The 24,428-nt window shown below is 70.8% G+C and carries 18 protein-coding genes and 1 riboswitch; of the genes, 11 read left to right on the top strand and 7 right to left on the bottom strand.

Annotated elements, in window-relative coordinates; translation table 11 throughout:
• The gene (locus VJN29_RS07235) at positions 1-1,455 is read right to left on the bottom strand and encodes an ADP-ribosylglycohydrolase family protein (RefSeq protein WP_324142948.1); all 1,455 of its coding nucleotides are present in this window, start codon (positions 1,453-1,455) and stop codon (positions 1-3) included.
• A 93-nt stretch (positions 1,456-1,548) separates the two neighbouring features.
• Between VJN29_RS07235 and VJN29_RS07230 the strand changes: the two genes are divergently transcribed.
• Genes VJN29_RS07230 through VJN29_RS07220 form a run of 3 tightly spaced genes read left to right on the top strand, consistent with a single transcriptional unit; the run spans position 1,549 to position 3,564 of the window.
• A complete protein-coding gene (locus VJN29_RS07230) occupies positions 1,549-1,911 on the top strand; it encodes a hypothetical protein (RefSeq protein WP_324142947.1) in 363 nt (120 codons plus the stop codon).
• On the top strand, positions 1,904-2,329 hold the full coding sequence (locus VJN29_RS07225; RefSeq protein WP_324142946.1) for a hypothetical protein: 426 nt from the start codon (positions 1,904-1,906) through the stop codon (positions 2,327-2,329). Before VJN29_RS07230 ends, VJN29_RS07225 begins: the two co-directional genes overlap by 8 nt.
• Positions 2,330-2,334: 5 nt before the next feature.
• Entirely contained in the window at positions 2,335-3,564 is a 1,230-nt protein-coding gene (locus VJN29_RS07220; RefSeq protein WP_324142945.1) for a lipid II:glycine glycyltransferase FemX, read from the top strand.
• 12 nt (positions 3,565-3,576) lie between these two features.
• Here the strand turns inward: VJN29_RS07220 and VJN29_RS07215 are convergent, their stop codons facing one another.
• Complete coding sequence (locus VJN29_RS07215; protein ID WP_324142944.1) at positions 3,577-4,218, bottom strand: hypothetical protein; 642 nt, start codon at positions 4,216-4,218, stop codon at positions 3,577-3,579.
• A 111-nt stretch (positions 4,219-4,329) separates the two neighbouring features.
• Here VJN29_RS07215 and hrpA point away from each other — a divergent pair, with 111 nt between their 5' ends.
• Together hrpA and VJN29_RS07205 are read left to right on the top strand one after the other, a co-directional pair.
• Positions 4,330-8,337, top strand: a complete 4,008-nt coding sequence (hrpA, locus tag VJN29_RS07210) for an ATP-dependent RNA helicase HrpA (RefSeq protein ID WP_324142943.1) — start codon at positions 4,330-4,332, stop codon at positions 8,335-8,337.
• Positions 8,338-8,493: 156 nt separating this feature from the next.
• Positions 8,494-9,444: a PAC2 family protein gene (locus tag VJN29_RS07205; protein WP_324142942.1), complete on the top strand. Its 951-nt coding sequence runs from the start codon at positions 8,494-8,496 to the stop codon at positions 9,442-9,444.
• A 149-nt stretch (positions 9,445-9,593) separates the two neighbouring features.
• Here VJN29_RS07205 and VJN29_RS07200 read toward each other — a convergent pair whose 3' ends face one another.
• Positions 9,594-11,363: a DNA polymerase gene (locus VJN29_RS07200; protein WP_324142941.1), complete on the bottom strand. Its 1,770-nt coding sequence runs from the start codon at positions 11,361-11,363 to the stop codon at positions 9,594-9,596.
• Positions 11,364-11,367: 4 nt separating this feature from the next.
• Positions 11,368-12,516, bottom strand: coding sequence for a MalY/PatB family protein (locus VJN29_RS07195; RefSeq protein ID WP_324142940.1), 1,149 nt, complete (start codon positions 12,514-12,516; stop codon positions 11,368-11,370).
• Positions 12,517-12,705: 189 nt separating this feature from the next.
• Here VJN29_RS07195 and VJN29_RS07190 point away from each other — a divergent pair, with 189 nt between their 5' ends.
• From VJN29_RS07190 to VJN29_RS07165, 6 genes are all read left to right on the top strand, one after another.
• Entirely contained in the window at positions 12,706-13,473 is a 768-nt protein-coding gene (locus VJN29_RS07190; RefSeq protein WP_324142939.1) for an EcsC family protein, read from the top strand.
• Positions 13,463-14,026 (top strand): YkvA family protein, encoded by a 564-nt coding sequence (locus VJN29_RS07185; protein WP_324142938.1) that lies wholly within the window; start codon positions 13,463-13,465, stop codon positions 14,024-14,026. Before VJN29_RS07190 ends, VJN29_RS07185 begins: the two co-directional genes overlap by 11 nt.
• Before the next feature lie 103 nt (positions 14,027-14,129).
• Positions 14,130-15,281, top strand: a complete 1,152-nt coding sequence (locus VJN29_RS07180; protein WP_324142937.1) for a DUF4192 domain-containing protein — start codon at positions 14,130-14,132, stop codon at positions 15,279-15,281.
• 84 nt (positions 15,282-15,365) lie between these two features.
• A riboswitch (SAM riboswitch) is annotated at positions 15,366-15,478 on the top strand.
• Positions 15,479-15,497: 19 nt separating this feature from the next.
• Positions 15,498-16,730, top strand: a complete 1,233-nt coding sequence (gene metX, locus VJN29_RS07175) for a homoserine O-acetyltransferase MetX (RefSeq protein ID WP_324142973.1) — start codon at positions 15,498-15,500, stop codon at positions 16,728-16,730.
• A 92-nt stretch (positions 16,731-16,822) separates the two neighbouring features.
• Positions 16,823-17,221 carry a universal stress protein gene (locus VJN29_RS07170; protein ID WP_324142936.1) on the top strand — a complete coding sequence of 133 codons (399 nt, stop codon included), beginning with the start codon at positions 16,823-16,825 and terminating at the stop codon, positions 17,219-17,221.
• Positions 17,222-17,617: 396 nt separating this feature from the next.
• Positions 17,618-19,441, top strand: a complete 1,824-nt coding sequence (locus VJN29_RS07165; protein WP_324142935.1) for an RNA polymerase sigma factor — start codon at positions 17,618-17,620, stop codon at positions 19,439-19,441.
• Positions 19,442-19,703: 262 nt separating this feature from the next.
• On the opposite strand, the gene VJN29_RS07160 is transcribed toward VJN29_RS07165, so the two are convergent.
• The 3 genes from VJN29_RS07160 to VJN29_RS07150 are packed head-to-tail and all read right to left on the bottom strand — an operon-like array spanning position 19,704 to position 24,272.
• Positions 19,704-22,004 carry a DUF3488 and transglutaminase-like domain-containing protein gene (locus VJN29_RS07160; RefSeq protein WP_324142934.1) on the bottom strand — a complete coding sequence of 767 codons (2,301 nt, stop codon included), beginning with the start codon at positions 22,002-22,004 and terminating at the stop codon, positions 19,704-19,706.
• Positions 22,001-23,281 (bottom strand): DUF58 domain-containing protein, encoded by a 1,281-nt coding sequence (locus VJN29_RS07155; protein WP_324142933.1) that lies wholly within the window; start codon positions 23,279-23,281, stop codon positions 22,001-22,003. The genes VJN29_RS07160 and VJN29_RS07155 overlap by 4 nt, the downstream gene beginning before the upstream one ends.
• A 7-nt stretch (positions 23,282-23,288) precedes the next feature.
• Positions 23,289-24,272: an AAA family ATPase gene (locus VJN29_RS07150; RefSeq protein WP_324142932.1), complete on the bottom strand. Its 984-nt coding sequence runs from the start codon at positions 24,270-24,272 to the stop codon at positions 23,289-23,291.
• Between the last annotated feature and the right edge of the window lie 156 nt (positions 24,273-24,428).

Below are 24,428 nucleotides of genomic sequence, written 5' to 3'. Positions count from 1 at the left end.
TCAGCCGGTGAGGCCATGGGCGGCCACCTGCCAGAGCCGACCCCTTCCCCGGATGCCCGGCAAGGCCTGCAGGATCGAACGCTCGGCCAGCTCCGGGACCACTCCAAGGTCGACCGCGTAGCGCAGCGCCACGGCCGGGGTGCGGTGCGTCGCGTCGCGGCAGTGGACCAGGACTCGCTTGCCCTCGGCGCGGAACTGGCGCAAGGCGGAGGACACGTCGTCGAGGACGAAGTCGAGGTGGGGGTTGAAGTCCTCTGAGTCGTCCTCGTTCATCCAGACCTCGAGGTGGTCCCGGTGCGGGATCCCCTCGGCTGGGATGTCCTCCAGGCCGAGCGGGCAGAGCGACACGACGGCCTGGACCCCGAGCTCCTTGGTGCGGGAGAGGTCGCTCATCGTGCCGAGGACGATGTCGGGGTCGATCGGGTGGGGCAGGCCGAGCTGCGGGATCGCCGGATCCGCCATCGTCGCCACCGACGGCCAGGTCCCGGGCGTCCGACCGCCGGACCACGTGGACACGCCGATCTCGACGAGGTCATGGGCGCGGTAGCCCGGCCAGCCGTGGACCACCCGGCGCCACTGCGTGGGCACCGCAGAGGCGCCGTAGCGAGCCCCGAGGAGGGAGCCAGCGATCGCCGCAACCGTGTCGGTGTCATGGCCAGCCCCCACGGCAGCCTGCAGCCCACGCTGCAGGTGCATGGCTGACGCATCGCCCCGATCGGTCGTCGTGATCGCGGCCCAGGCCGCCTGGAGGGCGGTCACGGTGAAGCCGTTGTTGACGAAGCGCCCGGGGTCCTCGCCGGTCGCCTCCTCGATCCACTGGGCCCACCTCCCGGCGTGCTCCGGAGTGACGAGGTCCAGCCCCGCCCCCAGGTCGAGTCGCCCCTCGGTGGTCGCCACGCGGATGGCCTCCGACCACAGGATCGAGGAGTCCGCGGCCAGGGGGTCGGCGTGGGTCAGCTCGGCGATGGAGCGGGCGGCCCGCGCGGTTGCCGATCGATCACCGACGTTCCAGATGCCGACGACCGACGTGCGCATCAGGGCGCCGTTGCCGGCGGTGAGTCCGGTGCGCTCGTGGAGCGCCCGGCTGGCCGCCGTCAGTCGCTCATGGGGGCGGCCCTCGAGGCGCCCCGCATCCAGGAGAACCGTCCTGGTCTGGGCGCCGACGTCAGTCGCCCCACCGACGAGCCACGCCGAGAACGCGTCCGCGACGGCGTCCAGGGCCTCGGCGCTGGTCAGGTCGACACCCCGAGCAGCGACGTCCGCGACACACAGGGTCATCTGCGTGTCGTCGCTCCACTCGCCCGGCTCGTAGGGGCCGAGGCCACCGCCCTTCATCACCGCCTCGCCGACAGGGGGCGCAGCCATCTCGTAGGGCACGCCCAAGGCATCCCCGCACGCGCAACCGAGGAGCACACCGGCGGCGCGGTCGAGGGCGATCGGTCGGTGCGCGACCATGGGCTGGCCCTTTCGTCGACGGCACGGTCAGGGTGAAATCTACGGTGCCCGGCCGGTTCGGTGGCCTCTGGCCCCACACCGTAGGATTCCGGGGTGCTCGCCCCGCTGACCGTGTCGCTCCTCGTCGCCTCCGGAGTGCTCGGCCTCATCGCAGGGCACCACCTGGTGCGCAGGCGCCGGGTCGACGACCTCCTCCTGCTCGTGGGCGCCGCGATCGAGCTGGGTCTCGTGGTGCAGCTCGTCCACGGCCTCACGCAGGCCGGCGCGATCGGGGACGGCTCCGAGAGAGCGACGTTCGTCGCCTACCTGTTCACCGTCCTCGTCATCCTCCCCGTCACGATCTACATCGCGATCAAGGAGAAGACCCAGTGGTCCATGGCCGTGGTGCTCGGGGGAGCGGTGGTCGTCGCCATCCTCATCGCCCGCGTCCAGCAGATCTGGAGCCTCAATGCCTGACCCCGCCCCGGCCCTGCACACCGGACGGGGACCCGGACGTCTCATCGTCGCGCTCTACGGGCTGCTCGCCCTCGCCGCGACCGGCCGCAGCGTCCTGCAGATCGTCGAGTACTTCGAGCGGGCCCCGGTCTCCTACCTCCTCTCGGCAGTGGCAGCCCTGATCTACATCGTGGCCACCCTCGGTCTGGCGCGGGGTGATCGCACGTCGGTCCGCATCGCCTCCGTCGCCATCGTCATCGAGCTCATCGGCGTCCTCGTCGTCGGCGCCATCTCCTACGCGGCTCCGGACGCCTTCCCGGACAAGACGGTGTGGTCCCACTTCGGCCAGGGCTACGGCTACGTGCCGCTCATCCTGCCCGTGCTCGGCCTGCTGTGGATCCGCCGCAACCGGGAGCGCCGGACGGCGTCGATAGGGTGACCGCCATGGATGACGCCTCGAGCGAGCAGACCGAGCCGAGCCTGCCCAGCGGCCCACTCACGGTCCGGCCGATCACTGCTGAGGAGGCCCAGGCGACCCTGGTCGAGCTCGGCGGCAGCTTCCTGCAGACGCCCGCATGGGCACGAACCAAGCCGGACTGGACCTCCGTCCACCTCGGCTGGTTCGACGCGACGGGAGCCCGCGTCGGCGCTGGTCTCGTGCTGTCCCGCAATCTTCCTCGCCTGCGGCGCTCGTTCGCGTACCTTCCGGAAGGGCCGGCGCTGCCGTGGGACGCCGTGGCGGCGGACCCCGGCGCGTGGATCGACCCGCTCGTCGCCTGGGCGACGTCGGCGGGAGCGTTCGCCCTGCGGCTCGGCTTCCCCGTGGTGTCACGCTCGTGGCAGCCCGACGTCGTCAAGAAGCAGATCGGCGAGGGCGGACTGATGTCGTTCACGACGCTTCCGCCCACGATCGACAACCCCATCGCGCGCCGCATCGAGACGTGGCTCGACCGGCATCGCTGGCGGCCCATCGGCTGGGGGAGCTCTGCCGCAGTCGGGCAACCCCGTTACCTCTGTGTCATCGACCTCGAGGGACGAAGCAGCGAGGCCGCCCTCAAGTCGATGAACCAGCAGTGGCGCCGCAACATCAAGAAGGCAGACAAGGCGGGAGTAGAGGTCCGGTCCGTCGGCGTCGACGGCGTCGCGACGTTCCACGACCTCTACGCCGAGACAGCCGAGCGTGACCACTTCGTCCCACGGGCGAAGTGGTACTTCGAGCAGATGGTCCGCTCCTTCTCGGAGGGCTCAGCGGGCGGCGAGCAGGTCACCGGCCGCATCTACGAGGCGCACGTCGACGAGGACGTGCTCGCCTCGGCGCTCGTGGTGCGGGTCGGCGACCGGGCCTCCTACCTCTACGGCGGGTCGACGAGCCGCAACCGGGACGCGCGGGCGAGCAATGCGCTCCAGTGGCAGGCGATCCAGGACGCGATCGACGCGGGCTGCACGGCCTACGACCTCCGAGGCTTCAACACGTCGCTGGGCGCCACGTCGCCGCTCATCGGCCTGCTCCTGTTCAAGCTCGGCGCCGGCGCCGACGTCATCGAGCTCGTCGGTGAGCGGGAGCTGGTCCTGAACCGCTTCTGGCACACGGCCTTCGAGAAGGCGATGGCGCTGCGCGTCGCCATCAACAACCGTCGGGCCGGTGCCAACGCCACCCCGGACGCCGACGTCTAGGCACCGGCTCCGTCAACTGGGCGGGAGCGCGCACTCGGCGACGCCGTGCCCGGTCTCGATGGCGACGAGGTTATCGCCGGCATAGATCCGGCACTGGATCACGCGGTCCGGGTAGGCGCTGTGCGCGGAGACCCACTGGAATGCCTCGGCGGCGTCCGTCTCCACCTCGACGGCGAAGGGCAGCGCATGCTCCTCGACGGGGAAGTCGGTGTTCGCGCCGATCACCTGGAGCGACCCCCGCGCGTCCGCCCCGGCCACCTCCACCCGGAACGCCGTCGTCCCGGATGGGACGGCGTACGTCGGGCCGAGTGGCTCGACTCCTGCAACGACCCGACCCTCAAGCATGCGGACCTCGAGGTCCGAAGGCCCCTGCCAGTGCTCGGCGGGCTGGTGCCGACCGAACTCGTCGCTCGGCAAGCCGGTGCTGTCCACCGCACTCCCCAGGACCGGCAGGGCGAAGAACGCCGCGACCACCCACCACCCCGCGTTGCTCCGACGCCGACGCGGCCCGCGGTGCGACGGAGGAGGTCCGGGGACGCGGGTCCGGGGATCAGGCGCCCATGCGGTGGGCGGCAGGCCTGGTGCCGGCGCCTCATCCGGGAAGGCGACGTGGCGGTCGCGCTGCGGGTCGGGAGCCGCCGGCCTCGTGGTCATCCGTGCCCCTCTCAGACACCATGCTTCACCCGGTCAGACCCTACGCCGAGGCGCCGGGTTCCGCCCCGAACCGGTTCGGACCGCACCTGCTGCCCGCATATCCTGTCGCCCATGCCCGAGGACCGTCCCACCGCGACCCCGCGTGGGCAGGTCGAGGGGCGCCGTCGGGGCGGGGGAGCGCGGCGCCGCTCGCCGGGTGCCGGGGGATCACGGGGCCGTATGCCGCTGAGCCCGGAACAGCGCGAAACCCGCCGGGCCGCTCGGGCTGGGTTGGTCCCCCCGATCAGCTACCCGGAGCACCTCCCGGTCGTCGACCGGCGCGACGACATCGCCGAGGCGATCAGGGACCACCAGGTCGTCGTCGTCGCGGGCGAGACGGGCTCGGGCAAGACCACGCAGCTGCCGAAGATCTGCCTCGAGCTCGGTCGTGGGCTCGACGGCGTCATCGGCCACACGCAGCCGCGCCGGATCGCGGCCCGGGCCGTCGCCGAGCGGCTCTCCGACGAGCTGGCCGTGGAGCTGGGGACCACCGTGGGCTACCAGGTCCGGTTCACCGACCAGTCGAGCCGGGACACGCTCGTCAAGGTCATGACCGACGGCATCCTCCTGGCGGAGCTGCAGCGGGACCGGGAGCTGCGGCGCTACGACACGATCATCATCGACGAGGCGCATGAGCGCAGCCTCAACATCGACTTCATCCTCGGTTACCTCAAGCAGCTGCTGCCGCGCCGCCCCGACCTCAAGGTCGTCATCACCTCCGCGACGATCGACCCGGAGAAGTTCGCCCGGCACTTCGCCGACCCGGCGACCGGTGAGCCGGCTCCGATCATCCAGGTGTCCGGACGGACGTATCCCGTCGAGATCCGCTATCGCCCGCTCGTCGACCCCGACCGTCCGGAGGACGACGAGAAGGACCTGATCACGGGCGTCTGCGAGGCGGTCGAGGAGCTGTGGACGGAGCGACACTCCGGCCGGAACAGCGACATTCTCGTGTTCCTCTCCGGCGAGCGGGAGATCCGCGACGCGGCAGACGCGCTGAACGGGATGAAGCTGCCCGTCACGGAGGTGGTGCCGCTCTATGCCCGGCTCTCCTCCGCCGAGCAGCATCGAGTCTTCCGGCCGCACACCGGCCGGCGGATCATCCTCGCGACCAACGTCGCCGAGACCTCGCTCACCGTGCCGGGCATCCGCTACGTCATCGACACGGGCACGGCCCGCATCTCGCGCTACAGCCAGCGCACCAAGGTCCAGCGACTGCCCATCGAGCCGGTCAGCCAGGCCTCGGCGAACCAACGGTCCGGCCGCTGCGGGCGCGTCTCGGACGGTATCGCCATCCGCCTCTACTCCGAGGCCGACTACGAGGGCCGGCCCGAGTTCACCGACCCCGAGATCCTGCGGACCAACCTGGCCTCGGTCATCCTCCAGATGACCTCACTCGGGCTCGGCGACATCGCCCGGTTCCCCTTCCTCGACCCGCCGGACAGCCGACAGGTCACCGATGGCATCCGCCTCCTCGAGGAGCTCCAGGCCTTCGCACCCGAGGACGACACCCAGCCCGCCGGGAAGGGGCGGCGACGTCCGGGACGCAGGCTCACGGCATACGGCCGGACGATCGCGGCGCTGCCCATCGATCCCCGGCACGCGCGGATGGTCATCGAGGCGGACCGCCGCGGGGTGCTCCGCGAAGTGCTCGTCATCGTCGCCGCGCTCTCGATCCAGGACCCGCGCGAGCGGCCCCAGGACAAGCAGGAGGTGGCCAACGCCGCCCACAAGCGGTTCGCCGACGAGACGAGCGACTTCCTGTCCTGGCTCAAGCTCTGGGCCCACCTCAAGGAGCAGCAGCGCGCCCTCAGCTCGAGCGCCTTCCGGCGGATGTGCAAGGCCGAGTTCCTCCACTACCTGCGCGTGCGCGAGTGGCAGGACCTGCACGCCCAGCTGAAGCAGACCGCCAAGCAGACCGGCCTCGACGTGTCGCGGGGGAGCGTCCGCACCGGTGCGGGAGAGGTGGACGGCGACGCGATCCACCAGGCCCTGCTCGCCGGCCTCCTGTCGCACGTCGGAGTCCGCGACGAGCAGCGCCGGGAGTACCTCGGTGCCCGGGGCGCGCGTTTCGGCATCAGCCCCGGCTCGGCGCTCTTCCGCAAGCAGCCGCAGTTCGTCATGGCGGAGGAGCTCGTCGAGACGACGCGGCTCTGGGCCCGGGTCACCGCGCGCATCGACCCGGCCTGGGCGGAGGAGCTCGGCGCCCACCTCGTCAAGCGGAACTACTCCGAGCCACGCTGGTCCGGCCGCCGCGGCTCGGCCGTCGCCACCGAGCGGGTGACGCTCTACGGCGTGCCGCTCGTCGTGGGCCGCACGGTCGGTCTGGCGAAGGTCGATCCGGAGCTGGCTCGTGACCTGTTCATCCGCCACGCCCTGGTCGAGGGCGACTGGCACACGGAGCACGCCTTCCTCACCGAGAACGCCGATCTCCTCGAGCGCATCGGTCAACTCGAGGCGCGGACGCGCCGGCGTGACCTCGTGGTCGATGACAGTGTGCTGGTCGCTTTCTACGACAAGCGGATTCCCGCAGACGTGGTGTCCGGCCGGCACTTCGACACGTGGTGGAAGAAGGCCGGGCGACAGACACCGGACCTGCTGACCTTCACCGAGGACCTCCTCCTGCGGGACGGCGGGGGGGCACTCGGTGTGGAGGAGTACCCGACGACGTGGCGCCAGGGTGACCTCGACCTCGATGTCACCTACCAGTTCGACCCCGGCTCCGACCTCGACGGCGCCACCGTCCACATCCCCGTCGAGCGCCTCAACCGGGTGACCGCTGACGGCTTCGACTGGCAGGTGCCCGGCTTCCGGGAGGAGCTCGTCACGGCGCTGATCCGGTCGTTGCCCAAGACGACTCGCCGCCACCTGGTGCCTGCACCCGACCACGCGCGTGCCGTCGTGCCGGAGCTCGACCCGGCTGAGGGACCATTGGTCGACGCGCTGGCGAGGGCACTCCGTCGCCGCGCCGGGGTTCCGGTCGACCCCGACGACTTCGACTGGGACCGCGTCCCCAGCCACCTGCGGGTGACGTTCAGCGTCGACTCGCCCGACGGCGCGCCCATCGCGACGGGAAAGGACCTCGAGTCCGTCCGCGAGTCAGCGACCCCCCAGCTGCGCCGGCAGGTCCGGGCGGCGAGCACCGGCCTGGAGCGCACGGGCCTGACGAGCTGGGACGTCGATCGGGTGCCGGAGGTCTTCGAGGGCCGCTCCGGCGTCCAGGGCTACCCAGCCCTCGTGGACACGGGTGCCGCGGTCGACCTGCGGGTCCTGCCGACCCGAGCGGAGGCGGAGGCGGAGCACCGGCTCGGCGTCCGACGACTCCTGCTCCTCGGCATCAACCCGCCGTGGCAGCAGATCCTCGCGCGCCTGACCAATGCCCAGAAGCTCGCCCTCGGCCACAACCCGCACGGGAGCGTCCCGGCCCTGCTCGACGACTGCCTCGCAGCTGCCGTCGACTCGATCAGTGAGGAGGTCGTGCGCGCGCCCGCGGCGTTGAGTGGATCCACGACGGGAGGGGGCGACGCACGACCGAGCGAGCCCAGCGGCATACGGACTCGTGAGGACTTCGAGTGGGCACTCTCGGCTGTTCGCACGCACACGACAGCCCGCGTGGTCCAGGTCGTCGGCCTCGTCGAGCCGATCCTCGCTCGTCACCTCACCCTGACCAACCGGCTCGCCGAGCTCGACCGCTCGACGAATCCGGCGATCCGGCCGCTGCTCGCCGACGTGCGGGCCCAGCTGCGCGAGCTGATCCGTCCGGGCTTCGTGGCCGACACCGGCAGGTCGCGGCTTCCGGACCTCGACCGCTATCTCCGCGCGGCGGCGTACCGACTCGACAAGGCGCCCGCCAACCTTGCCCGTGACGCCCAGGCCCTCGACCAGGTCGACCTCGTCGAGGGGCGGTACGCCGACCTGCTGCAGGCCCTGCGCCCGTCCCAGCGCGGCGCGGCGGAGGTCGCGGAGATCGGCTGGATGATCGAGGAGCTGCGGGTGTCCCTCTTCGCCCAGTCCCTGGGGACCGCCCACAGCGTGTCGCCGCAGCGGATCCTCAAGGCCCTCGCCCGGCTCACGCCCTGACGACCACCCCACACATCGAGTGAACAACTTCTGGGCCCAAGGGCCGTTCACTCGATCGGGCGATGGCGGCGGCCCTTCGGGACGCCTCCCGATGGGGAATCATGGCGCCACGAGCCGCGTTGGACCCGATGAACCGCCATGACGAAAGGCCCTCCCGTGCAAGACCCCACTGAGCTCTTCCAGTTCGAGACTGATGTCTCGCTGTCCGCCGAGGACACGCACGCATCGGTGCTCGTGCTTGCGCTGGGCGGGTTCGTCGACGCCGGCCACACCCAGCGCCTGCTCACCGAGCACCTCCTGGAGACGCACGAGTCCCGCGTCATCGCATCGTTCGACGTCGACCAGCTGCTCGACTACCGCGGGCGCCGACCGCCCATGGTCTTCGACCGGGACCACTGGGAGAGCTACGCGGATCCGAGCCTCCTGTTGTACCGGGTACGCGACCGCGACGGAGTGCCCTTCCTGCTCCTCGCGGGGCCGGAGCCCGACTACCAGTGGGCGCGGATGGCCGAGGCCGTCATGATCCTGATCCGAGCGCTCGAGGTGGAGCTCACCGTGAGCGTCCACGGCATCCCCATGGCCGTGCCGCACACACGCCCCCTCGGCTTCACCACGCACGGCACGAACCCGCGGCTGCTGTCGGGCAACGAGACGTCCTTCGGCACCGTCCAGGTCCCGGCCAGCTTCTCGGCCCTGCTCGAGCTGCGCCTCGGCGAGGCCGGACGCGACGCAATCGGCTTCGCCGTGCACGTGCCGCACTACCTCGGCCAGAGCGAGTTCGCCGATGCGGGGCTCCTCGGGTTGCAGCGCGTCATCGCGGCCACCGGCCTCGATCTGGACACGACGGCGCTCGCTGCCGCCGCAGGCCGCGACCGTGCCGAGATCGCTCGCCAGATGGAGCAGTCCGACGAGATTCTGGCAGTCGTCCGAGCTCTCGAGCAGCAGTACGACTCGTTCCTGGAGGGCCGTCGCCACCGGAGCCTGCTCGCCACTGACCTGTCCGACCTGCCGACGGCCGACGAGATCGGCGCCGAGTTCGAGGCCTTCCTCAAGGATGTCGCCGACGACGGCGATGAGACGGACGGCGAGGACGGCCCGACGGGCTGAGCCGCCCCTGGCGACCCCGGGGTCGGCCCCGTCAGTGCCGTGCATCAGGTGCGTTCGACCGCGCTCCCTTGCAACACAACGCCGAGGGCTGGTGCGAGCCGAGCAGGATCTCGTTCGGATCGGTCAGGTGATACGTCATGGCGAACAGGTCACTCCTTGGCCTCGCTCCATCGGCGGATGACGGTCGTGTCGGCGACGAAGCGCACCTGCTCAGTCCCCGCCCACGTCCGTGACGCTCGGGCAAGCGCCTCCTCCACGCTGCGTCGCGCCTCCTCGGCCCGCGCCAGCGGCACGTGGACGAGGAGCTCGTCATGCAGGCACAGCACGATCTGGCCGCCAAGCGGGCGGACCTCATGGCGCACCGTTGCCGCCCACGTCTTGAAGAGCTCCGCCGCCGACCCCTGGATGATCGCGTTGCGCGCGTAGCGTCCCCGGGCCGCGTCGGCAGCACCATCCCGCCGTATGCCGCTGGGCTCGTCCCCTGCCGCATCCTGGCCTTCCGTGGCCGGATCGCCAGCACGAAGAGCCGCCGCGGTGAAGGGAATCAGGCGGCCGCCGTAGGTGCGCAGGGGGCGTCGGGCCACGCCGTCGGCGTAGGCGCGGTCGAGCAGGCCCATCGCGACCGGGTAGGCGCGCTCGAGATCCTCGAGTGCCTCGCCCGCCGCACCGGAGCGCTGGCCGTACATCGCGGCCAGCACGGCCACCTTCGCGACCGGGCGCTCGACGCGCAGCTTGGCCGCCACCGGTGCGTAGAGGTCGTCGCTGCGGGTTGCCTCGGCGAAGGCCCGGTCGCCGCTGACGACCGCGAGGACCCGGGGCTCGACCTGTCCGAGGTCGGCGCGAACGAACACGTGCCCAGGTCGCGCGCAGATCGCGGGGCGGAGCGCGGCAGGCAGGTTGTGCAGGCCGTTCTGCGCGGTCATCCGTCCGGCCGCCCCGTCGCACGCGGTCCACGACCCACGGAGGCGGTCGTCCTCGCCGACGTGCTCGTCGAGCCAGCGGTAACCGTACGTCGTCGCGATCCGCTCGTCCTTGCGCCACGTCAGGAGCGCGTCGACGAGCGGGTGGCTGTGCCGGTACGGCTCGAGGAGCCAGGCCCGGGTGCTGGGCACGTCGACGCCGACGGATGAGAGCAGGTCGCGGACCTGGGCTGGGTTGCGCAGGTCGGTCCGTTCGCGGCCCGATGCGTGGCGCAGGACCACGTGGTCGCGCAGCGCACGGATCCGCGCGGCGTCCGTGTCGTCCAGGGGTCGCGGCCCGGCGGCGGCCCCGATGAGGTCCTCGGCCGCCTGACGGTCGACGGGCAGGCCGTCCCGCTCGAGCTCCAGGCAGAGGACGGCCGCCGCGGACTCGGACCACACCGTCGGGACCAGCCGCTTGGCGGCCGGCCCGGCCGTGCGCCGCATCGAGTCGTCCTGGTCTCGTTGGCACTCCAGGGCCAGATGGGCAAGGGCTGCCACGCGGTCGGGGCTGGATGCCCAGCCCTCCAGGGCGTCGGCTCGCAGCTGCCCCGTGCCCGTGAGCAGGTCGTCCGACCCCGACCCGGACACGTCGAAGAGGTCGGCATCGAAGCCAGCGCGCCGAGCCCGCCGGGGGAGGGGGACGTCCTGTGCAGGCAGTCCACGGCAGCCGGCGAGGACGTGGCCGGGCGTGGCCCACCAGCCGCCGTGCAGCAGGCGATGGGCCTCGGCGAGGTCCCACGTCCGGGGAACCTCCACTCCGGCGGCGACGACACCGCGAAGCCCGTTGGCAGCCGACCAGACCACCCAGCGAGGGTTGACCGACTCGACCAGCCGGGCGACCTGGGACGCCACATCGGCCAGCGGCCACGGCTCGTCCAGCCCGAGCCCAGCGGCATACGCCTCGTTGGTGCCCACGACGAGCGCGACGAGCGCTGGGCCGGCAGGCCGCCCAGGCACCTGGTCAGTCAAGGGAAGCGGCCATCCGACCAACGGCCTCACGCAGGATCTCGGGGGACGTGGCGAAGTTGAGCCGAACGCAGCCGCGACCGCCCTCGCCGAAGCTCGGACCCTCGGAGAGGGCGACCCGTCCACGCTCCCGGAACCGGACCGACGGGTCGTCACCGAGGTCGAGCGCCCCGCAGTCGAGCCAGGCGAGGTAGGTCGCCTCGGGCAGCCGCAGGCGCACCCCGGGAAGCTGGTCGGCGACGAGCTCGGCGAGCAGGCGGCGGTTGGCGTCGAGCTCCTGGACGAGGCGCTGGACCCAGTCGACGCCTCCGGTCCAGGCCGCGGTGTGCGCGATGACGCCGAGATGGCTCGCGCCTAACGTGACGAAGCGGTGGAGGCGGCCGACCGCAGCGCGTGCCTCGGGTCCAGGGACGATGAGGCCGGCCTTGAGACCGGCGAGGTTCCACGCCTTGGAGGCGGATGTCACCGTGATGCCGCGTTCGGCAGCAGGGACGGTGAGGTAGGGCGTGAAGGAGTCGGCTCCGTACACCAGGGCGGCATGGATCTCGTCGGAGATGACGGTGACGCCGTGGCGGTCCGCGAGGCGGGCCAGCGTCTCCAGCTCCTCGGACGTGTGCACCGTGCCGGTGGGATTGTGCGGGTTGGACAGCAGGTAGGCGGCCCGGGCGCCCCCCGTGGTCGCCTGCGCGAACGCGTCCGCGAGGGACTCGGGGTCGAGGCGGCCGTCCGGCGTGAGCGGCGCATCGAGGGGCTTGCGCCCCAAGGAGTCGATGACGGTGAAGAAGGCGTTGTAGACGGGCGAGCTCAGGACGACCGGCGCCGCGTGGTCAGTCAGAGTCTCGAGGAGGCGGGCGATGCCGCTGAGGACGTCGGCCACGACAACACCCGTCCGCGGGTCCACGTGCCAGTTCCACTGGGTCGCAGCGAAACTCGTGAACGCCTCAGTGAAGTCGGCCGTCCAGGGGTAACCGGTGTCGCCGCGGCGCATCGCGCCGGACACGGCCGTGACGACGGCGGGGCACGGTTCACAGTCCATCTCCGCCACCCAGAGCGGCAGCACGTCGCTCGGGTGCGCGCGCCACTTGAGGCTGGTGTGAGAACGCCTCAGCTCGTGCGCCGGGGCCCGGAGGATGCGTTCCGTCATGGTCACGAGCCTAGGAGAGCACACCGACGTCTCCAGGTGAGGAACGGGGGGTAGGGGGTAAGGAAGGAGGGGTCGCCAATTCTCTCGTCCGCGCCTCTGATCGCGTAACGTCAGCCGGGTCCGGACCTTGGTGGACAGGGATGGACGCCCTTGGTCGACGAGACGAGCCGTCTCAGGGAGAGGAGCCACGTGGGCATTTTCGGATGGGGCAAGGACGAGGCGCGCGAAGCGTCGGACCGCACCGCAGCTTCGGTGCGGGAGGTTGCCGAGCAAGGGCCGGGTGGCAGCGCGCTCGAGCGGGCGAGGGGCACCGACGAGGGTGGCCTGACCGGCGCCGCCACCCGGCTCCTGGAGCGGCTGCTCGACGTCGGCATCGACGGGAAGGGGCCCTTCGACTCCGCACACACGGTGGCGGACCGGGCCCTGAAGGATGCCGGTGGTGATCCCGACCAGGCCATCCGGATGGTCCATCGCCAGCACCGCCGTCTCGGGCTGGCCGCTGGCTTCGCCACCGGGTTCGGCGGGTTCTTCACCATGGCGGTCGCCCTGCCCGCGAACGTCCTGGAGTTCTACCTGCTCGGCACGCGGATGACCGCCGCGACGGCTCGGCTCCGCGGTTACGACATCGACCAACCGGAGATCCGGTCGGCCGTCCTGCTCACGCTGGCGGGCGCCGACAGCGACGACCTGCTGAAGAAGGCGGGGGTCTTCGCGGCCGGGGGCAAGCTCTCGGCCGTCGCGCTCGAACGGCTCCCGGCGCCCGCGCTCATGGTGCTCAACAAGGCAATCGCGTTCCGACTGCTCGGCCGCCTCGGCTCGGGCATCATCGCGAAGCTCGGTCGTGCGGTGCCGGTCATCGGCGGTCTCATCGGCGGCGGCGTCGACGCGTACATGTTGACCCAGATCGCCAGTCAGGCTGGCCGGGAGTTCCCCGCGGTGGCGACGTATGGCCGGTAACCGTCTCAAGCTCATCGCGACCGTCGCCTCGCTGGTCCGCGCGTCAACCAGGCCAGGCGCGCCGAGTCTCGCGAGCCGGTTGCAGGCGGTCCCGAGACTGGTCCGGGCGACCCTCAGTGGCCGCTATGTCGGCGCGACGCGGGGTCGTCTGGGGTTGCTCGCCGGCGCGGTGGCCTACATCGTGTCGCCGGTGGACCTGGTGCCCGAGGCGGTGCTTCCCGTGCTCGGTACCGTCGATGACGCGGTCGTCATCTCGTGGGCGATCAACACGCTGGTGGAGGAGACTGACCGGTTCCTCGCCTGGGAGGCCGGCGAGGGTCTGGGCGGCTCTGCTCGCAGCTCCGCTCGGACGGTTCGAGGGGGTGTCGTGCACACGAGCGCTGACCGGAGTGCCACCGGGACAGGTGGCGGACGCAGGGTTCAGAGCGGCAGCGCGAGTCCCGATCGTGCCGACGTCCCGGCCACCGGGGCGGGACCCCGCCTCGGTGGCGAGGCCAGGCAGGCTGCGACGAACTACGTGCTCGAGACGGTCCGCAAGCGACTGGAGCGCTGAGGCGCCGCACGGCGCGTCCACATCCCCGACGCGAGTCGAGTCCCGTCCACAGGCGGGTAGCAGCCGCTGTCGCGGCGCGCTCCCGGCCACCAGTGTCGGGGGCATGCAGAGGATCTCAGTCTCCGGACCGGCCGAGCTGGTCACCATCGTCCCGTTCCACCTCGGGTTCCAACCTGAGCGAAGTGTCGTCGTCATCTGCCTTCGGGACCGGGCCGTCGGCCTGGTGGCCCGGATCGACGTCGTCGGCAGCCCGCATGCCGCGGAGGCGGCCGCCCAGCTGACCGAGACGATCCGACGGGAGGGGGCGACGGCAGTCGCGCTGGTCTCGTACGAGAGCCGTTCCGGGGAGGCACGGCCCCTTGCCGCCGCCCTCGGAGCGGCGCTGGGGCTGGCCGGCATCCCGGTGACCGAAGACCTCGTGGTGCGCGACGGACGGTGGTACTGCCTCAGGGCCGACGACTGCCCGGACGAGGGCAAGGACCTCCCATCGCCCGCCGACGTGCCTGCCGTCGCCGGCTACGTGGCTCTCGGTCGAGCCGTCCTTGCCGACCGCGAGGCCATGGAGTCCCTCGTCCGGCCGGCGGCAGAGACAGGCGACCTCGGCTCGGATGTGGGGCAGGCCATCGAGCAATGGCGACGCAGCTACCACGCGGCACTGCGAACCCGGTCCCTGCGGTGGGTCGAGCACGAGGGAGTGGACCTGTGTTCCGAGGAGGCGCCGTCCGATCGTCCCACCCGGTGGGACGTCCTCGCCGACGAGTGCTTCGCCGCATGGGGCCGGCTGCTGGACGGCGGCGAGCCAGTCGACCTTGACACGCTGCTACCAGCGGTTGTCGGACCGCTCGACGACAAGGAGGTGCGCGACGCGCTCATCGCCTGGCTGTGCCCGGGATGGCTGCAGCCCGACGTGTTCGATGACCGGCTGCGGCGGCGCCTGGAGGCTCTCGACACGCCCGGAGGCCGGTCGGGTCAGGACGTCGAGGATCCGGCGGACTGTGACTCTGGCCCTGGCGTCGACGACCTCCCGTGCGACGAGCGCCAGGTCGAGCACACCCTCGAGGCCCTCTGCCGGGCCACGCCGGCCCGGTTCGCGGCACCGGTGCTGACGATCGCGGCCTCCCACGCCTGGTGGCGGGGCGACGGCACGAAGGCCGGCATGTGCATCGACGTCGCCCTCGAGATCGAGCCGGACCACAAGTTGGCTCGGCTGATGCGGCTCAGCCTCGACCACGGTCTGCGGATGCCCGCCGCCTGACAGGCGAGAGACCGCTTCCTGCCGGTGTTCACACCGTGGACGAGCAGGAGTCCGTCGGGCACGGCTTGACGTACAGTTGGGCCAGGTCACGAGTACCAGCGCAAAGCCCCGGCTCGCTGGTCGGCAACCCTCCTTCGCGGTGGGGTGCCCCGGGTGAGGACCTGGCCGCACCAGCCCGGTGCGTGCAAGCGCGAGCACAGGGAGCCGACCTTGACGATGACAGACAGCCATCACACCGCGACCCGACGCACGCGGCGTTGGCATGGAGGTGTCCGCAACGGCTTCGCCGCGCCCCCGGCGCATGCCCGGTTGGGGGGAGCCTGGCTCCCTGGCGATCCGATGGGGTCGCGCAGGTTTGCTGAGATCGGCGAGGTGGGTCTGGAGCGAGGGGGCACGATCGGTGACGTGACGGTCGCCTACGAGACGTGGGGCACGCTCAACGCGTCGTGTGACAACGTCGTGCTCATCGAGCACGCCCTGACGGGGGACAGCCACGTCGACGGCCCGGCCGGCGATGGTCACCCGTCGCCGGGGTGGTGGCCCGGCCTCATCGGCCCGGGCCGGCCCATCGACACTGACTCGTGCTTCGTCGTCGCCGCCAACGTCCTCGGCGGCTGCCAGGGCACTACGGGCCCGTCGAGCATCGCACCGGACGGGCGGGAATGGGGCAGCCGCTTCCCCTACGTGACGATTCGTGACCAGGTGGACGTCGAGGCTCGCCTGCTCGAGCACCTGGGCGTCAGGCGTCTGGCCGCCGTCGTCGGCGGGTCGATGGGCGGCATGCGGGCCATCGAATGGGCGGTCACCCATCCCGAGCGCGTGGACCGCAGCATCGTGCTCGCCAGCACGGCCTACGCGACCGCGGACCAGATCGCCTGGTGCCAGCCGCAGCTGCTCGCCATCCAGCAGGACCCGGACTACGCCGGTGGCGACTACTACCGCACCGGTCGGTCACCCGAGGCGGGCCTGGGTCTTGCACGTCGGATCGCGCACATCACCTATCGCACCGAGTCCGAGCTCGGCGAGCGCTTCGGCCGCGGCCCCCAGCTGGGTGAGGACCCGCTGCGGTCCGGCGACCGCGGCCGCTACGCGGTCGAGAGCTATCTCGACCACCACGCCGGCAAGCTGGCCCGGCGCTTCGACGCCAACTCCTACCTGGTGCTCACCGAGGCCATGAACTCCCACGATGTCGGCCGGGACCGTGGTGGGGTGCCCGCGGCGCTCACCCGAGTCAAGGCAGTGTGCACCATCGCGTCGGTCGACACCGACCGGCTCTACCCGCCCCGGCTCTCGGACGAGCTGCACGGCCTGCTGCCGACGTCGGTGCGTGCGCACATCCGCTCGCCGTACGGCCATGACGGATTCCTCATCGAGGACGACCAGGTCGGTGAGATCATCCGGGCGGCGCTGGCGGCGGATGCCGGCGTGGGAGAAGTCACCACCAGCTGACCTCGACGCGCCTCGGGAGAGCCCGCCTGCACCGCCCTTTTTCGGGTAGCGTCCGAGCACAGACATTTCCGTCCCAAGGAGGTCCGGGCAAAGTGGCCATTGTCGTTGGATACGTCGCGACCAAGGAAGGTCGCGCCGCACTGAAGCGAGCGGCCGAAGAGTGCGTGCTGCGCGGCACCAAGCTCGTCGTCATCAGTTCGCATCGAGGTGGCAGGGACTTCGATGCCGACGAGGCAGCCCGGTTCGAGAGCGAGCTGGACCGCATCAAGGGAGTCCTGGAGGAGAGGGGCCTCGAGCACGAGGTGCGACAGCTCGTCCGCGGCAATGACCCGGCCGAGGACCTGATCTCCGTCGCCGAGCAGGAGAAGGCCGACTTCATCGTCATCGGACTGCGTCGCCGCAGCCCGGTTGGCAAGCTCATCCTCGGCTCCAACGCCCAGCGCATCCTGCTCGACGCCAGCTGCCCGGTGCTTGCGGTCAAGGCTGACTGAGCGCGGGCGACCGGGCGCCGAGGACGTGCCCGAGCGTCGATGAGCACGGACGACGTCACTCATGACAAGCGCGAACAGCGCCTGCTACGCACATCGGCACTCGACCGGAGGGGTCGGCGGTGAACACGTTTACGCGCCGCCCCCCTCGGCGTTTTATAATGTCGACTGAGCCGGATCGCACGAGGCGCACTGAGAGATCGACGGAGGAGTCGACTCCGACAGGCCAAGCCCTTCCGGAGCGAATCCCCATCCTCGTTCGTTGATGATGCATGCCCCAGCGCCGGGCAGCAGAACGACGACCTCCCGTGCGACCGAAAGGTGACGTCCTCCGTGCCGAAGGCAACCCCAGCTGCAACCCCCACCACGCTTCCGAAAGCATTCCAGAACGACGCGATCATGCAGCTGCTCGTCAAGGGCCGCGCCACGGGAAGGGTCACTGGCTCGGAGATCGCCCAGGCGCAGGTGGAAGCCCAGCTCGACCTGAGGCAGATGAAGCCGGTCCTCAAGACTCTCGAGGCGAATGAGGTCGAGATCGTCGTGGACGCCGCGGCACTGGAAACCAACACCCGCAGAGGCAGCAAGGGAGGCACTGTGGCAACCGCTCGCAAGACGACCGCCGCGGCCGCGAAGACCGCGACCCCGACCACAACCAGCAGGACGACAAAGTCGGCGAGCAGGACTCGCTCGGCCGCGGCGGGTGCCGCCGGCGACGCCAAGCCAAGCACGAGCGAGGCAGATGCGAACGCCAAACCGGCGAAGAAGGGTGAAGCCTCGAAGGGCGCCGGCGCCGAGGCTGGCAAGGTCGCCGCCAAGTCGACGACGAAGGCAGCGCCCAAGGCAACGACCAAGGCAACGGCGAAGGCAACGACTGCCAAGAAGGCGACGACCAACGCAGGGGTCACGAAGGCCGCGGCCAGCCCTGCGAAGAAGTCGGCGGCCAAGAAGGCGTCCACGGTCGCCAAGAGCACAGCCGCCAGCAGCACCGCCGGGGCGGACGGAGAGGCTGCGAACGCCGACGGGACCGCTGCCGACGTGGAGCAGATCGAGGACGCCGAGCCGGTGGAAGCCGTCGAGAGCGAGCTCGAGGACGTTGAGCTCACCGAGGCGGACAGCCCGGATGAGGTCGCCGAGACCGAGAAGGAGTCCGAGCCCGAGCCTGAGCCGGAGTCCGAGACGGAGGAGGACGACGAGAAGGTCGTCGCCGCAGCCGGGGCCCAGCCCGAGGCCCAGGAGGCCGAGGAGGAGTCGGGATTCGTCATCCGGGACGACGACGAGGACGACGCCCCTGCCCAGCAGGTGGTGACCGCCGGCGCCACGGCCGACCCCGTGAAGGACTACCTCAAGCAGATAGGCAAGGTCGCGCTGCTCAACGCCGAGCAGGAGGTCGAGCTCGCCAAGCGGATCGAGGCCGGCCTGTTCGCCGAGGAGAAGCTGAACTCGGGCGAGAAGCTGGACATGAAGGTCAAGCGTGAGCTCTGGTGGATCGCGCAGGACGGGAAGAAGGCCAAGAACCACCTCCTCGAGGCCAACCTGCGCCTCGTCGTGTCGCTCGCCAAGCGGTACACCGGTCGGGGCATGCTGTTCCTCGACCTGATCCAGGAGGGCAACCTCGGCCTGATCCGGGCGGTCGAGAAGTTCGACTACACCAAGGGCTACAAGTTCTCCACGTACGCGACGTGGTGGATCCGGCAGGCGATCACCCGCGCCATGGCCGACCAGGCCAGGACCATTCGCATCCCGGTCCACATGGTCGAGGTCATCAACAAGCTCGCGCGCGTGCAGCGGCAGATGCTCCAGGACCTCGGGCGCGAGCCCACGCCGGAGGAGCTGGCCAAGGAGCTCGACATGACGCCGGAGAAGGTCGTCGAGGTGCAGAAGTACGGTCGTGAGCCGATCTCGTTGCACACCCCCCTCGGCGAGGACGGTGACTCGGAGTTCGGTGACCTCATCGAGGACTCCGAGGCCGTGGTTCCGGCTGACGCAGTCAGCTTCACCCTGCTCCAGGAGCAGCTGCACTCCGTGCTCGACACGCTGTCCGAGCGAGAGGCGGGCGTCGTCTCGATGCGCTTCGGGCTCACAGACGGCCAGCCGAAGACCCTGGACGAGATCGGGAAGGTCTACGGGGTCACGCGTGAGCGGATCCGTCAGATCGAGTCGAAGACGATGAGCAAGCTGCGCCATCCCAGCCGCAGCCAAGTGCTCCGTGACTACCTCGACTGACCACTTCGACTGACCACCTCGACTGACCACCTCGACTGATCGCCTCTCTTGATCGCCGGCCACGCGACGATCGGTGCGGGTCAGGCGCTCATCGCGGCGCCTGGCCCGCTTCTTCACTCGTCGGGGTCGTGGAGAGCAGCCTGAGGAAGTCCGCGGCGAGAACCCGGACGGCGTCCCACTCGGTGTAGCTGTGGTCGCGAGAAGGCGAAGGTCCCCGAGGTCTGGCACGAGCGCCTGTCCTGGACGCCGCCGTGGTACGGCCCTACCCGCGTCGGCGCAGGATCCGTTCGAGCCGTCCGCCCAGCCCACGCCACACCGACACGCCCTCGGTGGGCCACAGGAAGGACCTGACCCGGGTCGTCCACGAGCGGGTGCCCGACACCTGTCGACGAATCGAGCGGATGTCCCGGTGGAGGCCCTCCGTCTGCTCCGGAGTGGTCCGGTCCGGTCGGTCATAGCGGGCCCGTTCGAGGGTTGCCGTGACCCGGCGCATGGCCGATGCGTGTGCGTCGTCGAGGTGAGCGTCGGTGATGTAGCGCTCGCGGGCAGACCGCAGCGTCGCTCCCGGTGGCGCGGACAGGCCGAGGTCGTCGAAGTGCGACATCAGGGCGTCCCACTCGATCTCGACGAGCTCCTGGCGCGTAGCGGCGCGCCGTCGGCGCAGGCTGCGCGTGATCCAGGCGGTGAGCGGCATGAGGAACGTGCCGAGCACCACGACCAGAACGATGATGAGGATGACGAGGTTGGTGCCGGTCAGCCATTGCTCGACCCAGGACGTCGTCGTGGATGTACCGGCCTCGCCCTCCTGGAACGGCCGCTCGGTCCTCGTCGGGGTAGCCGTCCCTGCAGCCCCGGTCGGGGCTGTCGTCTGGTCGGACCCCGGCGCGACGAGACCCGGGACCGAGTAGGCCGGCGGCCCGGATCGTGAGGCGGTCGGCTCGAACCGCAACCAGCCGGAGCCCTCGAAGTACAGCTCGGGCCAGGCGTGCGCATCCGAGGCCCGGACGATGTTGGAGCTGCCCTCGCGGGTACCGGGGATGAAGCCGATGGCCATCCGGGCCGGGATCCCTTGCGCCCGGGCCAACATGATCATCGCCGTCGCGAACTGCGTGCAGTAGCCGCGGCGGGTCTGGTGGAACGCCGTGATCGGGTCGAGCTCCTGGCCACTGTCGTCGGTGGGTGGCTCGCCGAGATCGAGGCTGTAGGTGTACTGCGTGGTGTCGCGCAGATGTGCCTGGATCGCGACGGCTCGGTCGTAGTCGTTGCTCGCTCCCGCGGTGACCTCGTCGGACCAGCTGCGGACCAGCTCGGCCGCGACATCGGGGATCGCGAGGTCGTCGGCGAGGATGTCCGGTGACGTGGGGGTCTCGGCAGCGCGCAGCTTCGTGACCGGCGGGTTCACGTCGGCATAGGTGACCTGGTACGACTCAACCGTGCGCTCCACCCGGATGTCCCGCGTCACCGGGTCGATCCTGAAGGCGGTCCCCTCGATGGCCGGAGTCACCACCGGATACGGCGCGGCGAGCCGTGGCGCCTTCAGGACGTTGTTGCTCACGGTCATGATGTACTCGCGGCGGTCCGACTGCGGTGGGAGGGGCACGGGTCGGTCGGGGCCCTGCCCAACCCGCCCGGCGACTCGCCACTCCCCCCGGGAGTAGAACGAGGTGGCGAGCGCGCGGAGCGGAACGTTGGCCGGCCCGGTCGAGGTGTACCGGAGGATCGCGGTCTCGTCGCTGTTCACCAGACTGTTGCGCAGGTCGATCGTGTCGTTGAAGCCGACCGTTCCCACCCCGCCGGAGCCCGTCGAGCGACCGAGACCGTCCGTCAGGTAACGCGGCGGGAAGTGCGGCACGAGAATGGGCACGAACAGGGCGGCGACGACGGCGAGGGCGCCGAGCTTGGCCGCGCCCCCAGTCAGCGCGCGCATGGCCGACGCGTTGTCGGAGCTCGACTCGCCTCCCGTCACGTCACTGACGCTCGTCGTGCTCCACCGGCCGAAGGTCGCCCGGGCCGTCGTGTGCAGCATGATGAGCCAGAGCACGACCGGCACGATGAAGTAGCGCACCGCGGAGGCGGCGTTGCCGTTGGCGGCGGTGATGAGGTAGGCCGTCAGCAGGGGGAGTCCTGCGGCTGCGGGTGCGCGCCAGGTCGCCGCCATCGCGTCGACGAGGACGGCGATGAGTGCGACGGCGGCGACGAGGTAGAAGGCGACCCCCTCAGTGAGCGGCGCTGGGGCGGAGCTGCGCTGGATCGTCTCGATCGCATCGAGCCCGAGCGAGTTGGCCAGCTCGACGGTCGCTGCCGTTGGGATGCCGTAGCTGAACGTGTCGCCCGTGAAGCGGAACAGCACGACGTAGAGGACGACAACGAGCTGGACCAGCACGATGAGCAGCCGGGACCGCGTCAGTCCTCGGAGCAGCAGCCCGAGGGCGGCGGTCAGGCCGATCACGAGCATCGCGTTCGGGAGCCATCTCGCACTGGTGAACAGGCTGGTGATGGGATAGACGGCCGCGAGCGTCGCCAGCGCAGCCAGGACGGTGATCCGCCAACGGCGTCGCGTCATCGCATGCCTCCCACGGTTGCGGCGGTGAGCACCGCCCACGCGTGCGGGACGACGTCGTCGCGCCCGACGGGGATCGCGCGCCAGCCAGCGAGCCGGAGGGCGTCCACGTGGGGCTCGACCGGGTCCGGCCCGACGATGCCGCCGGGGCGGCCATCCGACGTCGCGGGGGTCCGCCCGAACGCGCGGGAGTCCAGGACCAGGGCCAGACCGCTCGTGCCGGGCTGGCGCAGGCTGGCCAGCCGGCCCGTCACCTCGTGACCGCGCGGACCGACGATCGCGACGACGAACCCGCCCGTGGCAGCGAGTCCCTGCGCCGCGCGCAGCAGCAGGTCATCGGTCGACTTGGGACGGAGCGCCGTGATGGCCAGGACGTCGAGGATCTCGTCGATCTGGAGGGGATCGGCGACCCGCCCGCTGTCGACCGTCTCCGGGCAGACCAGGTGAACGGCATACCCCGACTCGCACAGATGTGCGGCGATGGACGCGCAGGCCGACACGGCCCACTCGAACGAGCCGGTGGCACCGCTGCCGCCGTGGGCGTCAGGACGGGGGTCGAGCAGCACGACGGCGCGTCGCTGGGCCGGCCGGTCCTCCTGGCGAACCATGAGGTCGCCGGTGCGCGCCGTGGCCGGCCAGTGGATCCGGCGCAGGTCGTCGCCGTCGCGGTACTCCCGGATGGTCACGTCGTCCTCGCCGTGCAGCGCGATGAGGTGGGCGAGCTCGCCTTCGGACCCCACGCCGGAGCTCGGCTGCCGGCTGGCGGACAGCGGGTGGACCTGCGGCAGGATGACGAGGTCGGCTGTTCCCTCCAGGACCGCGTTGCGCGTGGCGAGGCCGAACGGATCCTGGACCTGCACGGCAAGCGGTCCGAGGTGATGACGCCCGCGCAGGTGCGACCGGACGGTGTAGTCGATGATCCGGACCCGTCCGGGCGGGATGCGACCGACGATGAACCGCGGTCGGTCGCCGAGGACGTAGTCGAGTCGCTCCTCCGCGAGGAAGACGGGCGTCGTGGTCGTCGAGACGTTCTCGAAGGCCAGGGCGACGTGCGCGTCCTGCCCCACGGTGATCCGGTCCGGCGAGAGGTGCCGCTCGATGCGCATGCGCGTCTGGCGCGTGCGCACGAGGAGCGCGCTGATGTAGGGCAGCGCCACGAGCAGGACGCCGAAACGGGTGAGGTCCCGGAAACCGAAGATGATCCCCGCGAGCGAAAGCGTGAGACCCGCCCCGACGAAGGCGCGTCCCCTCGTCGTCAGCAGTCCTCGAAGCGAACGCATCTCGACCTCACCTGGTGCGGGACGGCACCGGCACCTGACGCAGCAGGTCGGTGACGACCTCGGCGGTCGTCCGTCGGGCGAGCTGGGTCTCGCTGGAGGGCATGAGCCGGTGGGAGAGCACAGCGACGGCAAGCGACTGCACGTCGTCCGGGATGACGTGGTCGCGTCCCTCCAGGGCGGCTTGGGCCCGGGCTGCCCGGAGCAGGTGCAGTCCCGCACGCGGCGAGGCCCCGAGGCGCAACGCGGTCGTGGAGCGCGACCGAGTGACGAGGTCGACGATGTACTGCCGCACGGCAGGGCTGGCATGCACCTGCGTCACGGCCGCCACGACGCGGTTGATCGTGGCGGCATCCGTGACCGCACTGAGGTGCTCGAGCGGTGACTGGGCGCTGTGGCTGTCGAGCAGGGTCAGCTCTGCCCGGGGTGCCGGGTAACCCATCGAGATCCGGGCCATGAAGCGGTCGCGCTGGGCCTCGGGGAGGGGATAGGTGCCCTCCATCTCGATCGGGTTCTGGGTCGCCATGACGATGAACGGCGCCTTGAGGGGGTACGTCGTGCCGTCGACCGTGACCTGCCGCTCCTCCATCGACTCGAGGAGGGCGGACTGGGTCTTCGGCGAGGCTCGGTTGATCTCGTCACCGACGACGACGTTGGCGAAGATGGCGCCCGGACGGAACTCGAACCGCCGCGCGTCCTGGTTGAAGATGCTGACGCCGGTCACGTCGCTCGGCAGCAGGTCGGGCGTGAACTGGATGCGTCGGACCGACGCGTCGATGGACCTGGCCAAGGTCTTGGCGAGCAGCGTCTTGCCGACGCCGGGCACGTCCTCGATGAGCAGGTGTCCACTCGCGAACAGGACGGTGATGGTGGTGCGCACGACCTCCGGCTTGCCCTCGATGACTCGCGTCATCGCCCCGAAGAGCCGATCCGCCACCTTCCTGACGAGGTCGAGGTCCTCGGTCGTCTCCGTACCGGTGGTGTCTGTCGTCACGCTGTCCTCCGTCTGTCCCAGATGGGAGCCCTCCATGGTCCGGCGCGCTCCCGAGTCGTGTCCACCTGGCCAGGCACCATCGTCTGCGTGAGGCGACGTGGACGTCACGTGATCTTCTCCCATCAGGCCGCGGCGTCGGAAGTGAGCGGGCGGTCG

It is taken from the genome of Intrasporangium sp. (assembly GCF_035280925.1).
Taxonomy (GTDB): Bacteria; Actinomycetota; Actinomycetes; order Actinomycetales; family Dermatophilaceae; genus Intrasporangium.
This window is presented reverse-complemented; position numbering and strand designations above follow the sequence as displayed.

What these genes read in the sequence shown, in the direction of transcription:
- VJN29_RS07235 (WP_324142948.1), bottom strand. Translation starts at nt 1,455, where the DNA reads ATGGTCGCGCACCGACCGATCGCCCTCGACCGCGCCGCCGGTGTGCTC.
- VJN29_RS07180 (WP_324142937.1), top strand. Translation starts at nt 14,130, where the DNA reads ATGCAGAGGATCTCAGTCTCCGGACCGGCCGAGCTGGTCACCATCGTC.
- VJN29_RS07225 (WP_324142946.1), top strand. Translation starts at nt 1,904, where the DNA reads ATGCCTGACCCCGCCCCGGCCCTGCACACCGGACGGGGACCCGGACGT.
- VJN29_RS07195 (WP_324142940.1), bottom strand. Translation starts at nt 12,516, where the DNA reads ATGACGGAACGCATCCTCCGGGCCCCGGCGCACGAGCTGAGGCGTTCT.
- hrpA (WP_324142943.1), top strand. Translation starts at nt 4,330, where the DNA reads ATGCCCGAGGACCGTCCCACCGCGACCCCGCGTGGGCAGGTCGAGGGG.
- VJN29_RS07185 (WP_324142938.1), top strand. Translation starts at nt 13,463, where the DNA reads ATGGCCGGTAACCGTCTCAAGCTCATCGCGACCGTCGCCTCGCTGGTC.
- VJN29_RS07160 (WP_324142934.1), bottom strand. Translation starts at nt 22,004, where the DNA reads ATGACGCGACGCCGTTGGCGGATCACCGTCCTGGCTGCGCTGGCGACG.
- VJN29_RS07165 (WP_324142935.1), top strand. Translation starts at nt 17,618, where the DNA reads ATGCAGCTGCTCGTCAAGGGCCGCGCCACGGGAAGGGTCACTGGCTCG.
- VJN29_RS07155 (WP_324142933.1), bottom strand. Translation starts at nt 23,281, where the DNA reads ATGCGTTCGCTTCGAGGACTGCTGACGACGAGGGGACGCGCCTTCGTC.
- VJN29_RS07215 (WP_324142944.1), bottom strand. Translation starts at nt 4,218, where the DNA reads ATGACCACGAGGCCGGCGGCTCCCGACCCGCAGCGCGACCGCCACGTC.
- VJN29_RS07220 (WP_324142945.1), top strand. Translation starts at nt 2,335, where the DNA reads ATGGATGACGCCTCGAGCGAGCAGACCGAGCCGAGCCTGCCCAGCGGC.
- metX (WP_324142973.1), top strand. Translation starts at nt 15,498, where the DNA reads ATGACAGACAGCCATCACACCGCGACCCGACGCACGCGGCGTTGGCAT.